Source organism: Paenibacillus sp. Y951, from assembly GCF_056786395.1.
Window position 1 is genome coordinate 142,960 of the sequence record NZ_JBXCIY010000005.1, and the last position, 15,371, is coordinate 158,330.

A 15,371-nucleotide genomic window follows, 5' to 3' on the forward strand; every position below is an offset into this window, starting at 1 on the left:
GCCCTGTTGTTTGTAGATTCAATGATTATCGTATTTAATAGTAAACAAATTTCCATCTTTAAAGTCATTACTACTTGGTAACATAATTCATTACAAAATCAATCAATTGCCGTTCTTTCTCTTTCGTCAATTCTCCACTGTTGTCGAACACTAATATCGAATGATCTGGCAGTTTCCAGTTAATTTCCGGAACAAAGTTAACGCGTTGTTCGAAGTCACCCCAGTTATCCAGCTTCCAACGATCACGTTCCGTTTGACGGTCAATAATACGATTGTGTTGAAGCTCGATATCTTGCAGTGTTACCACAATAACCTTCACATCCACTTGCTCTTTCGTCAGCCCTGCTGCTCCAATAACATCTTCAATCCATTGTTGATTACGAAGCTCCGCTGTAAATGGCGAGATCATGAAAACGTTTTGTCCTGCTGCCAAATTTTCGATACAAATATCTTTGGTTGTATCATATTCAAGATCACGAAGATTCTCTTTATAAAACTGAGAATCACGATCATTGACATCCAAACCTTTCAGTTTAAGAAACGCTTCGACAAATCGACCACCTACTGTATCGCGATCTAGAAACGCTGCTGGTAGATGCTTACTTAAAATTTTTGCTACCGTTGTTTTTCCTGTACCTGCTACTCCTACGAAGAAAACTAATTTTTGCAAGATGAAATCCTCCATTATGTTGTGTAAATACTCTTCTTAATCTCTCACAAAGTATAGAAAAATGTCAACCGCATTACAAAGGAATAGCTGAAATACTTAACATTTATTTCTCACATTGTGTCATATTCTCTAACTAGATATGCTCGTCTATGTACGTTCACAACAAATTTTTTGTCTAAAGTATTCTCATTTGTTCAATATGCCGCCTTGTTTCGTCAGTACCGAGCTTGTATAATTCTTGGTAAAGCTGCTGCAGTCGATCATCATGCATATCGTTGACCATACTCATGTCAGGACTGTTGTTATGCAATTGAAACATCGTCTCTAGTGTGCCCTCATCACTATTTCCCACCTTATGAAACTGTTCAATGACCCCATCCCGCTCGCTAGCATTAGCTATAATGACCAGATGATAAGGAGCAATGTCTGGCTGCTCATAAAGCTGTCTTGATTGCACATTTACGTAATAAATTTTACGGTTGTCCTCTGTATGATCAATCCCATTCTTATCCATCATTTTCCTCCAACGCTGTATATAATAAAAGCTTATTATTAGCTTCTCTTATGGACAGACATTTTATTCTCATTTGCACATATACGTTATAGTATGTAAGGTTAGTGTCAAGAAAGAGAGGAATGAAGCTTATGTGTGGTATGACAGGATGGATAGACTGGCAGAATAACTTACTGCATAGCAGTGAACTACTTGAAGCCATGACAGATACACTCACACCGCGAGGTCCAGACGCCGCTGGAACTTGGTTATCTGTACATTGTGCATTCGGACATCGTCGGCTTGCAGTAATGGACCCCAATAATGGTGCTCAGCCAATGGTGAGATATCGGGAAAACGATCAATTTATCATCGTATATAATGGTGAAATATACAATGCGCAAGAGCTTACCGAGCAATTACTTTCCTATGGTTGGCGATTTACAACAACTTGCGATACGGAAGTATTGTTAACAGCGTATATGCACTGGGGAAAAGACTGCTTGGAGCATTTGAATGGTATATTTGCATTTGCTGTATGGGATGTTCAGCAGGAAGAATTATTTCTAGCAAGGGATCGGCTCGGTGTGAAGCCACTCTTTTTCGCTGACCAAGGCACCCGCTTCATATTCGGTTCTGAATTGAAAGCATTACTAGCTCATCCAGAAGTCAAACCCGAAGTTAGTCGCGAGGGATTGGCAGAAATATTTATCGTAGGACCAGCCCGTACTCCCGGCCATGGTGTATATGAAGGAATATCAGAGCTTAAAGCAGGACAATGTATGACGATTAATAAATCGGGGACGAGGTTACAAACATATTGGAAACTTGAAAGCAAAGAGCATGAACATACGATGGAACAGACCGTAGATCATGTTCAAGAGCTTCTATTAGATACAATGAACCGACAAATGATTAGTGACGTGCCCATTTGCACTTTGTTATCAGGTGGTCTAGATTCAAGTGCATTAACCGCAATGGCAGTACAATTCTATCGCGATAAAGATGATAGTCCTCTTCATACGTACTCTGTTGATTACGTCGACAACGATAAACACTTCAAGGCACATTCATTCCAACCTAATAATGACACTCCGTACATCGAATTAATGACCTCCCATCTGTCTACCGTTCATCATTATGTGCAGTTCGATACACCCGATCTCATCTCCGCATTATATGACGCTACGATTGCAAGAGATTTACCAGGTATGGCTGATATCGACTCCTCCCTACTTCTATTTTGCCGTGAAATTAAAAAGGATGCTACCGTTGCAATTTCTGGCGAAGCAGCTGATGAAATTTTCGGAGGTTATCCATGGTTTCATAAGGATGAAACGTTATATGCAAGGCAATTTCCTTGGTCACTTGCCACACAATTCCGCAGTACTATTATTTCGCCTGAACTAATTGATTGGATTAAGCCGCAGCAGTATGCAGCGCAAAGATTTGAAGAAGCTACTTATGAAGTTCCTCACTTGCAAGGTGAAGATGCTCATCTGCGCGCAGTAAGGCAAATGTCCTATATGAATATTTCTAGATTTATGCCAACGTTGTTAGACCGTAAAGATCGGATGAGTATGGCTGCTGGTCTTGAAGTACGCGTACCATTCTGTGATCATCGCTTAGTTGATTATGTATTCAATATTCCATGGGAGTTCAAAACATCGGGAGATCGTGAGAAGGGAATTTTGCGCCAATCATTACGAGGAATATTGCCCGAAGAGATTATTACAAGAAAGAAAAGTCCTTATCCTAAGACGCATAATCCTGCCTACTTGGCTGCCGTTACCGGATTAATGAATGATATTTTGCATGATGATAGCTCTCCGATATTGCAACTCATTAACAAAGACGTTATTGAAAAAGTAATGAAATCCGATCAATCCTCTTCCTTAATACCATGGTTCGGACAATTAATGTCGGGTCCGCAGCTCTACGCTTATCTGTATCAAATTAATGTGTGGATGAAAGAAAACAAAGTTAGTATAGTGTAAATGCGCTGGGGTACGCTGCGAGGACTATCGCTGTTCCGAGCTAATTAATGAAACTTTTTGCTTTAATTAGCACCGTAGCACGGATTACTAGACAAACAATGAAACTTTTTGCTTTAATCAGCACCGTAGCACGGATTAACAGACAAACAAGGATACTTTTTGCTTTAATCAGCACTGTAGCACGGATTAACAGACAAACAAGGATACTTTTTGCTTTAATCAGCACCGTAGCACGGATTAACAGACAAACAAGGATACTTTTTGCTTTAATTAGCACCGTAGCACGGATTAACAGACAAACAAGGATACTTTTTGCTTTAATTAGCACCGTAGCACGGATTAACAGACAAACAAGGATACTTTTTGCTTTAATTAGCACCGTAGCACGGATTAACAGACAAACAAGGATACTTTTTGCTTTAATTAGCACCGTAGCACGGATTAACAGACAAACAAGGATACTTTTTGCTTTAATTAGCACCGTAGCACGGATTAACAGACAAACAAGGATACTTTTTGCTTTAATTAGCACCGTAGCACGGAGCTGATTGTTATATGAAAATAAGGATGTTTCATCTGTTACCCAAGCCCCTCGGTAATGATGAAATCATCCTTATTTCATATTATAAGTTATTGTAGGTCAAACATTGTCCGAAGTTGGGGCATTAATTGCTTCAATGCTTCGCCTCTGTGACTGATCTTACCTTTTTCGTCTTTGCTTAGCTGCGCCATACTACAGTCCAACTGAGGAACGTAGAAATATGGATCATAACCAAATCCTCCATCACCAAGTGGACGATCTGTAATAATACCAGGTACAAGCCCTTCAGCCACGATAAATTGCTCAGTGTCTGGAATATACAATGCTAATGCGCAGCGAAACTGTGCATTACTTAACAATTGCGAGCCATCTGCAAGCGGATCAAGCGCTAACTGCGCATCCAATTGCTGAAGCACTTGGATCAGCTTCGCATTATTGCTTGAATCCGTCGCTCCTTCTCCAGAAAACCGTGCAGAGTATACACCTGGCGCACCATCTAGTGCATCAACAGACAAACCGGAGTCATCAGCTAACACTGGAACTCCAATGGCATCGCCAGTCACTTTCGCTTTAATCTTGGCATTAGCGATAAACGTATCCCCATCTTCAACGATATCGGGAATAGACGGATAATCGAATAAGCTTTTCACTTCGATGCCTAGCTTGGCGAAGGCATGAGCGAATTCTTTTACCTTACCTTCATTTTTCGTCGCAATGACGATTGTCGTAATGGCGCTCATCTACTCACCTCTAATTTTATCAGCAGCAGCACCGATCGCTTCTTTCTGCTTTTCAATCAGATCTTCAATTCCTGCCTCGGCTAGCTCTAACAATTCATTAAGCTCTAATCTTGTAAATGGAGCCTCTTCGCCTGTTCCTTGAACTTCAACGAATTTGCCGCTACCTGTCATCACAACGTTCATATCTACTTTTGCTTTGGAATCTTCTTCATAGTTCAAATCAAGCATCGGTATCTCATTAATAACGCCAACACTTACCGAAGCAAGAAAATCATTAATCGGATATGTAGCAAAATTATGCTGTTTCGCTAGATGTTCAATCGCTAAGCAAAGGGCAACAAATGCACCTGTAATTGAAGTTGTTCTCGTACCGCCATCAGCTTGCAGCACATCACAATCTAATGTAATCGTACGTTCGCCTAACGCCTGTAAATTAACAACGGAACGAAGTGCTCGTCCGATAAGACGTTGAATTTCCATCGTACGTCCTGTTAATTTACCACGATTCGCTTCACGATGATTTCTAGTATGCGTTGCTCTTGGAAGCATGGAATATTCTGCTGTTACCCAGCCTTTACCTTGACCTTTCATAAATGGTGGAACGCGCTCCTCAACAGAAGCTGTGCAAAGCACCTTTGTATCACCAAATTGGATTAGCACTGAACCTTCAGCATGCTTGTTAACGTTTGTTGTTATTATAACGGGCCGAAGCTCATTAGGCTGACGACTGTCAATTCTCATATTAATATGCCTCCTAAAACTTTTCATTTTCATCCGTAATACATCTCATAGCAGAAAAGTATTGGATAAGAAAATTCTATCTTATTGTAATCTATATGTACATGTTCAAGAAACGAACTTCAGATATGTACAACATTTCTTATTGTAACAAAGCATCTATGTAAATGCACCAGTAAATTGTATCTAGCTCTTCATATTTCCCTACAATTCCCTCCTTTAAACTACCCTCTCAAACAATCTTAACCTACTTTATTTTGGGAAAGAGATGTAGTCATGTGAATTATCATAAAAAATATCCAATATGTGTTAAAATATATAATGTCACAAAAAATAGTTATTATGACTTTACAAGTAAACATAGTAGTTTTATGCATTCTATTATATGAAAATGAATTGGGGGATGAAAGAATGAAAAAAATAATTAAAATGGTTATTACCTTAACCATCCTAGTATCAATCGGATTACCATTTTCATTGTCAGCAAATATGATCCAAGATATTGAAGTACATGATATCAAGGGACATTGGGCAGAAGCAACAATTAAACAGGCATTAAAGAAGGGGTATGTAACTGGTTATGCTGATAATACTTTTAGACCTAATGCTAATATTACAGGGCAAGAATTTATTGCCATGCTCGTGAGAGCACTACAACTTCCAGTAGATCTAGCTCAAGCAAAAGATTCATGGTTTGATCCATACTCTCAAGTTATTAAAGAAAACAAAATATATAATGGAAATTCTAAATCGTTAGAAACATCCATTACCAGAAAAGCAATGGCTGGTATTTTGGAAAATGTGACACATGAATATGGTAAAACGGCATTATTTGAAACACAAAATAAGATATATACCGATTTTAATCGTGTAATAAAAATGTATCCTGAATTTAAAGCAGATATAAAAGTGATTGAAACTAACCTTAAGACGGATTTTGATTGGAGTGATTTCAATTCACCTCGTCAAAACAAATTAAAAATTATGGACTGGTATAGAACAATCCAACCCAAATTTATCGAAGAAAATGAATTGGCAGGTAGATCATATTGTAGTGCAATACTATATGATGGACGTGAAGATAATGTTGAGACTATCGACTGTTTAAATGCGAATGAAATGGAAATATTCCCTAGCTATAAGCGTCATTTAGACTTTGCTGAACGTTTCTTGATGACAACCAGAATAATACAAAAGAACGTTGATAAATATTTCGATGCAATGGATTCAGATCAAAAGTTGTTTGAGGTTATTCGACGTGGTTTGATGTCAGGTACAGGTAAAGGTAATCTTTCACTAAATGATGTGACAACAAGAGCTCAAGCAGTAGTCGTTATTGAGAGAGTTCAAAAATACCTAGCAGGAGATGTGTTACCTATCGACAAATACGCCTTACAAACTGCAGAAGTTAATTGGCATAAAACAAATCTATTTAGTATTTGGCCTGACTTTTTTGGTATCGAGAATGCAGTTAAATTTAAAGAAGAATTATTGAATTTCGAATCCAAATATTATAAAGGATCGATTACTGGCATATATGTCATTGATACAGATGATCCTAACCACCCATACTGGAATAAAATCAAATACCCGATGAGTGAACTGTATCGGGATTCATGGAGCGGTGGCCAATTCCCCATCGAAAATATTAAAAATGCTTATATCATTGTTTATACCCAAACACCTAACGAATTGAAAAATAATTTAGAGTTGCAAGTTACCATGTATGGTATTGGGGAGGGTCATATTAATGATGGAGGTATGACGGAAGAGCGAATAACCGAGATGAAGAGAATAGGAGCAGGTTCCTTCGAAGTTATGCAAAACGTTAATCATACATCGAAAGGCACGACGAAAACTGTACATATGAAGGTTGTACCTAAGAAGAACATAAAAGTTGATTCATCAACACTTTTGAGATTAACTACAGGCGTTCCTTCCGATAGAGTATTAAATGACATTAGTTTAACTCCAAATGCAGTTTTAAATACGCCACATGATTCGAGTCATCGGGAATTCTACTCTATTTCTGAATTGAAATAGCACAAAAAGTATATTGGTATCTATTAATTACTTTACTTGAATAATTACAAAAAGCCTTCCAAAATGAATTGGAAGGCTTTTCGTTACCATGAGAAAGGCTAGAACCTACACGGGCGCGCCAGCTCAAAATCCTTAGCGAGCCTAATTACATTTTCAATGCATTCACATTTACAGGAATTGATACCGGCTCACTGTAGGAGTTGTTATTTTCGTCAAAAATATTAATGTCACCATTCATACGTACTTGAACGGATTGTACACCAGTATTTTCAGCTACAGATAGAATCACTGCTTTCAGCATTTCTGAAGGTACGAATTGTCCCGCTTCATAGGCAACATCTTGAAGATCAATATGAACAACGCCATCATACTCTTCGATTCCAGTTACAGCTACATCTGGCAGAATGACTGAAGTTAATGTTTTCGCGTTTTGCGGACCTACGATAAGCTGTTCAATCGCCGCTACCGCTTGAGATTCGGTACGATTAATCATACGAGTAACTGGAACGAAATACTGTTCTTCATTCACAGTTTCTGCTGAGAAGTAGATCGTTACTGGAGATGCTTGTGAATAATTCACACCTTCAGCTAGCTCAATATTAATTCCGATCGAGCGATCTATTACCGTTGCAAGTGGATATTGTGCGACGGGCATTTCACCTAGAGCCTCGCCATCGACTTGAATCGATACACCTTCAACACCTTCTAGAGAGGTTAGTGTCCATGTAATCGCCTCAACTATTGCACGCTCATCACCTGCATTATAATCAATAAATGGCTCTGAGAAGTTAACCGTTACGATGCCTGTCTCTTCGTTCTGCTCATAAGATAACACTTCAGTCCCTTGTGGTACTAGTGCCCGAAAATTAGCTGGTAATGCTGTAGAGTACATCCCTTGATCGACCATAATTTCTAGCAATTTACTACCTACTACTTCTTCTTCAGCCAACGCCATCGGTAATGAGATCGGAGCAAGGTAACCATTCTGATCTTGCAAATAAACTGTGTATTGTGTAGTACCCTCAATAGTATTGAACCAACTGCTTGTCTGTTCATCTTGACCTTCAATAACTTCTGTCTGTGGTGGATCTATCGCCTCAGAAGCAGATTTCGAGAATAATCCACATCCTGTAACTAACATCGGAACCACCATCAAACTTAATAGCGCTGTTGAACGCAACCATCTTTTCATTTCCATTGTATAAATCCTCCCCTATTTTCATCAAAAACTTTGTACAACTTGTCTTTTATAGTAATATGTATACGAGCCTTACAATTTTTAGACCAGTTTTGTCCAAAATAACATCTGCTTTCATGTATTTTTCTTTGAAGTGAAGTAAAGCAAGTAAAAAACGAGAGTTTAGCTTATGCTTCCGTTGCTACTTTTTGTTCCAATGAAGCATCTCTGGAAGCTACAAAAAGTTTAGTTAATGCTTACGAAGTGACTTTTTATTAACATGAAGTATATCAAGTAGGCCAATTAAAAGTTTTAGGAGGGTTTTGATATGTTATACACAGGTAAATATAGTTTGAATAGTAATGCTGTTGCGCAGGCGACATATAAACTATTAGAAGAACGCGGAATAACGACAACTCATATTGCTGAACTTGTCCATTTTCTGCAAAAAGATTATTCAACCGACTTAACAGTGGAGGATTGTATTGTTCATGTTGAAGCTGTGCTGTCCAAGCGCGAAGTTCAGAATGCTGTCTTGACGGGAATTCAATTAGACATTCTAGCAGAAGAAGGAAAACTAATTTCCCCGCTTCAAGAAATGATTGAGCATGACGAGGGCCTTTATGGCTGTGATGAAATTTTAGCTTTATCAATTGTCAATGTGTACGGAAGTATCGGATTCACTAACTTTGGCTATGTTGATAAATTAAAACCTGGTATTCTAAAAACACTTAACGAAAAGAACGGCAAAGATGTTCATACATTCCTTGACGATATTGTTGGGGCAATTGCTGCTTCTGCTGCGAGTCGTTATGCACATCGCAAACAAGCCGAACGTGAAGGTGCAACAACACCTCCGTTAGACTAATGATTTATATCCTATGAAGGTACCTAATATAATTAGTAAAAAAAGCAAACAGCAAGGGAATATTCCTCTGCTGTTTGCTTTTTTTTGTAGCGTACTATTGGATTTAACTTTCTATCCTACATTTGATGATAAAGCTCTATTCGCATGGATTACTTATCGATCGTTTCGCTCGTAAATAAAATTCCTTCATCTGTCCTCACACTATTGATGCGACCTTGTCGAACCAACTCTTCCAGATGAGCAATGATTTCAGTCAAAGCAAAACGCATGTTATGAGCATTAAGATGAAGATGAGTACCAAATATCCATTCGCAGCATGTGTAAGCATCTACTGCCTGTTGCTCGATCACATATTGCTCGATTTTTTCAAGACGACGTTCATGATGAGCAATAATTTCATAAATTCTTTGCGAAAATTGCTCAAACGGCTCGCGATGTCCTGGCAGTGCAAGCTTTACGTCAAGCTCAGCGATTTGCTGCAAATTTATAATAAATTCATGTAGCACATCTTTGTCTTCACCTGGAATAACACCAACATGCGGCGTAATTCGTGGTAGCACCTGATCCCCGCAGATAATGATTTGTTGTCCTCGTTCATAGAACATAACTTGTCCATAAGCGTGACCTTTTGTTTCAATGATCTCCCAGTTGCTATTACCTAGCTCAATCTGATCACCTGCTACAATATATGTAACTGCCGGAAATGGCTCTACTCTAGATTGAAACTGTTGTAAATTGAGCAATATTGCTTGTTCAACAGGTACAGGTACACTATGCATCTGCAAGAGCGCTGACATAGCACGCTCATAATACGCGCGCTCATCGCCCCATAGCTTCAGCGTATATTGATAGGCTTCCTCCGTCATATAAACAGGCGCCCCGCTTAGCTGCTGAACAAACCCTGCTAACCCAAAATGATCTGGATGCTGATGTGTTATAACGATTTTCACACAATCTTTCCACTCCAACTCCAACTCAGAAAGCACTTGCATCCATACTGCAATACTCTCATCCGTTTTTAAGCCTGGATCAATAATCGTATAGCCCGTTTGTTCTAATATAATATAGCTATTAACCCATTTCAAAGAAAATGGGACAGGCACTTTTATTTGAATAATATATTCGGTTTGTCGTTGCCACAATTGTTCCATCCTACTCTCTCCAATCCTCTACATCCGTTTTTACGTACCTTATATAATAACGGTCATTTTAGCATAGTTTTGAAAAAATAGCGCATACTACCTTTAATTATTTGGAAAAGGGTGGGTGCAATGTTAGAACGATTAAAAGTGATCTTATCTCCATCGGAAGATTTAATACAAAAAGAACTAACTCATCCAATTAGTAAACAAACGATTGAGCTTGCATTCTATCTACCATTGATTGACGAAGCAAAAATCAATAAATTTATTACCGTTCCTTTCTCCAAAAATGAATACCCTATTTCAAGTTTATTTCAGTCTAACTCTAACTTTAACGTCGTAGAAGACCCTGCTAGTTGGGTAGATCTGTTATTACGTGGTCAAGCATTAATACAATATCAAAACATTATCTATGCATTTGATGCGATGCATTATAAATATAATGATGCTCCAGTAACGCAAGTTGAAAGCACCATTCGTGGTCCACAACATTCCATTAGTGAAGATCCAATGATTGCACTCAATCTAATTCGCAATGCCTATATGTCACCCGAACTTACAATAGATCTAACACAAGTAGGTACTATTTCGCAGACTAGTCTCTATATTTTATATGACCAAAAGAAGGCAAATCAAGATACATTGAAACTTGTTATGAATAAAATTGAAGCCATTCATCTGGATTTAATTAATTCAACTGGAGAGCTAGAACGAATACTTTCCAGCAAAAAATATCAGTTATTTCCTACATTATTGATGACTGAAAGAGTCGATCGTATTTCGCGAGCATTGTCACTTGGGAAAATTGTGCTTGTCTTAAAAGGTTCTCAATACGCGCTTATTTTACCTGTTACCTTCTTTGATTTTATCCATGCGGTCGAGGATCACTATGAGTCATTTTGGATGACTAGACTACTTATTGCCGTACGGTATATCGCACTGTTCATCACAGTGACTTTGCCGGGACTATATATCGCTGTCTTGTCCTACAATCCGGAGATCTTCCGACTCCAACTCGCCTTTTCTCTCGTTGCGAGTCGATCTGTTGTTCCATATCCATCTTTCGTTGAAGTATTCATCATGCTCGTTATGATTGAAATGTTATTGGAATCAAGTATTCGTATTCCGAGATTTATCGGACCAGCATCCACAACCGTAGGTGGTCTAATTCTTGGTAGTGCCATTCAACAAGCTGGATTAGTTAGTAGTGTCATGATCATTGTCACTTCACTTATGGCCATTAGTAATTTTGTGCTTCCTGTCTATTCGATGACATTGGCCGTTAGATTCTTGAAGTATCCGATCATCATTATTGCTATCTTCTTTGGCCTAACTGGCGTATGTGTCGGATTATACTTCTATATTGTTTATTTGTGTAATATGAGAAGTTTTGGCGAGTATTATTTCAGAATACGTGGTAAATTCACTCCGCAAGAAGGAGATATTGGACAGGCAGGTGCAAGATGAATCGTTACTTTTTCTATAACTACTTTATTGTTTGCTTTACCAATATAATGTTACTCATCCCCTACTTTTTGACATCTGAACGATATAGTGGAGCAGTTATGTCGATTGTTCTTAGTCCGATTGTAGGATATATATTTCTATATATGTTCACTTCCAGCTTATCCAAATTCCCTGGTAAGGCATTACCAGAGATATTTAGCCTGTTCTACCCGAAATGGGTAGTAAACATAGTAATGGTATACAAAGCAATACTTATTGGTATAGCTGGATCATTGGTTATTTCTACCTATGCAATAATCATTACTAGCTTTTTGAACCCTAATGCTAATCAGTACGTCATGCTTATATTGCTGTTGACAGTATGTGCTTATGCGGCAACTCGCTCAACAGTCAGTATTGCTTTCATCTTAGAAATAGCATTGTTGCTTAGCCTTCCAGTTCTTGCTTTCGTGATGTACAAAACAATTAAAAACCCATTGATGAATTGGGATGCTGTACGTGTAGTTGCTAATCACATCGATCATATGCCAACGCTACTCTCATTTGCTTGTGCAAGCTTCGTTTTTACGGGCTATCTGAATATGGGTCTTTTCAATCGTATACTACCGCCTAATTTCAAATTCAAGTACTTATGGTCATATCCACTTATAGCTTTTGTCTTTCTATTAATCACTTTCTTTGTACCCATTGGAATCCATGGAACGGAGACAGTAGCTCAATATGTTTTTCTATGGAGTGCAACTACGGATTCTACTCGCATGATGTACGGATTTATCGAACGAATGTTATTTGTTTTCTTAATTGTACTTATCAACATCGCATTAACGTTTACAATAATTGGATGGCATATGGTCATCGAATATATAAGAACCATCATTCCAAAAAATGTCGTTGATCCTGATGAGAAGAAACCCCCACTTCGAAGCTATATTATAGCAGGATGCATTGTAATTATAACGTTTGTCACCATGTTAAAAGTTAATGATGTTGAAATGTTAAAATTCTCAGCTTATTTTCTAATATTTAGATTATTCTCTGAAACATTAACAACGACTTGGATCTATATTTTAAGTAAGAAAAAGGTGAGAAAGTATGAGAAAAAAACTGCTTCTTAGTACTGTTTTTCTTAATATCATTTGTATCTTACTACTCAGTGGATGTGGATTCAAAGATATTGATAAGCGCTACTTCGTTGTTGCTACTGGCATTGATTATTCAGGTGATGATGAAAAACCATTTCGAATAACTATTAAATTAGCTGTACCCTCAGTAAGTATTGATCCTGGTAATGCAAAAACTCAAGTCGAAGCAATAAATAGTGCTACTATTGCTGAAGGTGTTCGAATGCTGAAAGCTCAAGTAGATAAGGAGATCGATTTCGGCCATTGTAATGTATTTCTGATTGGTGAAGAGATGGCTAATCGTAACATTCAAGATATTGTGTATTGGATGGCAAGACGAAGAGATATACAGAACATTGCAGCTATTGGTGTCGGAACACCTACAGCTGAAGACACTATTTCCAAGCAGCCTACTGTTGAACGTATTCCAGGTAACGCATTGAATCTATTTTTCAGTAATGATGCTACTGACTCATCATTTACGTATGTAGAACTTTTGACAGACCTTTTCCGAAGAGTCAACGAGAAAGGTCTTGATCCCATACTACCAATAGTTGAAATGCAGAATGATACCACCTATATTGTCAATCGTGTTGCTTTACTTAACAAAGAGAAAATCACTCTCATTTTAACCCCAGAAGAAACACAGCTATTTAATCAAGTTTCAGGTCACTTAAAAGTTACAAACGTTTACGGCTCATTTCCAAAACCACCATATGTCGTAGCAATTAATAGCATTAAAACAAAATATTCCATTAAAAACGAGGAACAACCTACTGTTAATATGAAAATAGACCAAGTTGTTGCATTCGAAGAAGCACCCGTGAATGAAAAATCTGAGGATCATAATAAAAAGCTCAAAGAATTACAAGATGCATATTCCGAACAAACTCAGCAGTTACTTGTGAAGATTCAAGAAGCAGGTGTCGACCCATTGGGGTTTGGTTTAAGATACAGAGCTGACTATGATTTGGCAGACTTTGATGAAAATTGGCCAGCTATTTACAAAAGTATGAAATTCAAAGTAGATACGAGTATGAAAGTTAAGGATTCAGGATTGTTAAGATAATTGTTAGCACAAAAAAGCATGACTGACTTATTGACGAATAAGTCGATCATGCTTTTCTAATTGTGATATGGTTCCAGCACCAATGCCAAACATTGCCACCTTTAATTCATACTCAATCTTCTCCATCTGTTGCAATAATGATAACTCTTTTGGGCTCATAAATTGCTGTTTCGACAGTGAATGATCGTCGATTAATTGTACTGCATGCCCAAGCAAGGTACGTCCAAACCCTGCTACATGTGCACCTAAAGCTATGGCCTTGGCAGCATCCACTCCAGTATGTAAGCCACCGCTCCCGATGATAAGGCATTGACTTGCCGCGGCTGATACTTCTCTAATACTATCTACTGTACTTAAGCCCCAGTCAGCAAAGCTACTTGCCGCGGCATATTGGATTTTCGATGATGTGCGATAGCGTTCAACTTGACTCCAAGATGTACCACCCGCTCCAGCAACATCAATAAATTGCACACCAATATTTCGCAGTGCTACAGCTGTTTCTCCGTCTATTCCCCAGCCTACTTCTTTCACACCGATCGGTATTTCTGTTTGCTTAATTACTGACTCCAATTTCCGTAAGAGATCCGTGAAATTCGTATCGCCTTCAGGCTGGAACACTTCTTGCATACTGTTCATATGAAACACTAGTGCATCTGCCTCTGCAAGTTCTACAAGGCGTAGACATTGATCATTGGTAACTCCATAATTCAATTGAACTAAACCAACATTCGCAATAATTGGAATCGTCGGAGCAAATTTCCGCATTTGAAAGCTATAGGCAAGTTCCTCATTCTCAATCGCCGCACGCATCGAGCCTAGTGCAAGTGACCAACCTCGCTCCTGTGCAGCAATTGCTAACTGTTGATTAATTCGCGAGGCTAGTTCGGTTCCGCCTGTCATCGAACTAATTAATAATGGTGTTGCGACTTGCTTATTGAATATCTTTGTAGAGAGATCAATGTCTTGAAAATCTATATTAGGAAGCGGATTGTGTTTGAATCTCCAGTGCTCCAGTCCAGTACTAATTCCTTCTGCTTGAACATCTTCTTGTAGACAAATCGATATATGCTCGTCTTTTCTCTTCGATGTCTTAGAATGGTCATTCCCCATGGGATTTCGCCTCCTTTAACGTTGTCTAATCAGCTTGTTATTTTCTTCACAATCATTACATACAAGCTACACTATACTATATATGAAAAGACTAAAGATTGAAAGTCAGTAGCTAGAAGGAGAATATAATAGTTGCAAACCAATCTACAACAAGGAATATAATAGTATAAATTTACAAGAAATGGAATTCTAGTT

Annotated in this window: 14 protein-coding genes; 6 read left to right on the forward strand and 8 right to left on the reverse strand. The window is 38.2% G+C overall.

Features of this window, described 5'->3' with window-relative positions; genetic code table 11:
- Window positions 1-70 precede the first annotated feature (70 nt).
- Both AC1TPB_RS09160 and AC1TPB_RS09165 read right to left on the reverse strand, forming a co-directional pair.
- Window positions 71-670, reverse strand: coding sequence for a P-loop nucleotide/nucleoside kinase family protein (locus tag AC1TPB_RS09160; RefSeq protein ID WP_482076195.1), 600 nt, complete (start codon window positions 668-670; stop codon window positions 71-73).
- A 175-nt stretch (window positions 671-845) separates the two neighbouring features.
- A complete protein-coding gene (locus tag AC1TPB_RS09165; protein WP_482076196.1) occupies window positions 846-1,187 on the reverse strand; it encodes a hypothetical protein in 342 nt (113 codons plus the stop codon).
- Between the two features lie 128 nt (window positions 1,188-1,315).
- Between AC1TPB_RS09165 and asnB the strand changes: the two genes are divergently transcribed.
- On the forward strand, window positions 1,316-3,160 hold the full coding sequence (gene asnB, locus AC1TPB_RS09170; protein WP_482076363.1) for an asparagine synthase (glutamine-hydrolyzing): 1,845 nt from the start codon (window positions 1,316-1,318) through the stop codon (window positions 3,158-3,160).
- 40 nt (window positions 3,161-3,200) lie between these two features.
- On the opposite strand, the gene AC1TPB_RS09175 is transcribed toward asnB, so the two are convergent.
- From AC1TPB_RS09175 to rph, 3 genes are all read right to left on the reverse strand, one after another.
- Complete coding sequence (locus AC1TPB_RS09175) at window positions 3,201-3,692, reverse strand: hypothetical protein (protein WP_482076197.1); 492 nt, start codon at window positions 3,690-3,692, stop codon at window positions 3,201-3,203.
- A gap of 98 nt (window positions 3,693-3,790) precedes the next feature.
- Window positions 3,791-4,441 (reverse strand): XTP/dITP diphosphatase, encoded by a 651-nt coding sequence (locus tag AC1TPB_RS09180; protein WP_482076198.1) that lies wholly within the window; start codon window positions 4,439-4,441, stop codon window positions 3,791-3,793.
- Complete coding sequence (gene rph / locus AC1TPB_RS09185) at window positions 4,442-5,182, reverse strand: ribonuclease PH (RefSeq protein WP_482076199.1); 741 nt, start codon at window positions 5,180-5,182, stop codon at window positions 4,442-4,444.
- 408 nt (window positions 5,183-5,590) lie between these two features.
- On the opposite strand from rph, the gene AC1TPB_RS09190 reads away from it, so the two are divergent.
- Entirely contained in the window at window positions 5,591-7,222 is a 1,632-nt protein-coding gene (locus AC1TPB_RS09190) for an S-layer homology domain-containing protein (RefSeq protein ID WP_482076200.1), read from the forward strand.
- Between the two features lie 145 nt (window positions 7,223-7,367).
- On the opposite strand, the gene AC1TPB_RS09195 is transcribed toward AC1TPB_RS09190, so the two are convergent.
- Window positions 7,368-8,420: a GerMN domain-containing protein gene (locus tag AC1TPB_RS09195; protein ID WP_482076201.1), complete on the reverse strand. Its 1,053-nt coding sequence runs from the start codon at window positions 8,418-8,420 to the stop codon at window positions 7,368-7,370.
- Between the two features lie 307 nt (window positions 8,421-8,727).
- Between AC1TPB_RS09195 and AC1TPB_RS09200 the strand changes: the two genes are divergently transcribed.
- Window positions 8,728-9,267, forward strand: a complete 540-nt coding sequence (locus tag AC1TPB_RS09200; protein ID WP_482076202.1) for a phosphatidylglycerophosphatase A family protein — start codon at window positions 8,728-8,730, stop codon at window positions 9,265-9,267.
- A gap of 149 nt (window positions 9,268-9,416) precedes the next feature.
- Here AC1TPB_RS09200 and AC1TPB_RS09205 read toward each other — a convergent pair whose 3' ends face one another.
- A complete protein-coding gene (locus AC1TPB_RS09205) occupies window positions 9,417-10,418 on the reverse strand; it encodes an MBL fold metallo-hydrolase (RefSeq protein ID WP_482076203.1) in 1,002 nt (333 codons plus the stop codon).
- Between the two features lie 120 nt (window positions 10,419-10,538).
- Here AC1TPB_RS09205 and AC1TPB_RS09210 point away from each other — a divergent pair, with 120 nt between their 5' ends.
- The 3 genes from AC1TPB_RS09210 to AC1TPB_RS09220 are packed head-to-tail and all read left to right on the forward strand — an operon-like array spanning window position 10,539 to window position 14,066.
- Complete coding sequence (locus AC1TPB_RS09210; protein WP_482076204.1) at window positions 10,539-11,876, forward strand: spore germination protein; 1,338 nt, start codon at window positions 10,539-10,541, stop codon at window positions 11,874-11,876.
- Window positions 11,873-12,991, forward strand: a complete 1,119-nt coding sequence (locus AC1TPB_RS09215; RefSeq protein ID WP_482076205.1) for a GerAB/ArcD/ProY family transporter — start codon at window positions 11,873-11,875, stop codon at window positions 12,989-12,991. The genes AC1TPB_RS09210 and AC1TPB_RS09215 overlap by 4 nt, the downstream gene beginning before the upstream one ends.
- Window positions 12,969-14,066, forward strand: a complete 1,098-nt coding sequence (locus AC1TPB_RS09220) for a Ger(x)C family spore germination protein (RefSeq protein ID WP_482076206.1) — start codon at window positions 12,969-12,971, stop codon at window positions 14,064-14,066. The genes AC1TPB_RS09215 and AC1TPB_RS09220 overlap by 23 nt, the downstream gene beginning before the upstream one ends.
- A 27-nt stretch (window positions 14,067-14,093) precedes the next feature.
- Here AC1TPB_RS09220 and fni read toward each other — a convergent pair whose 3' ends face one another.
- On the reverse strand, window positions 14,094-15,176 hold the full coding sequence (gene fni / locus AC1TPB_RS09225; protein WP_482076207.1) for a type 2 isopentenyl-diphosphate Delta-isomerase: 1,083 nt from the start codon (window positions 15,174-15,176) through the stop codon (window positions 14,094-14,096).
- Between the last annotated feature and the right edge of the window lie 195 nt (window positions 15,177-15,371).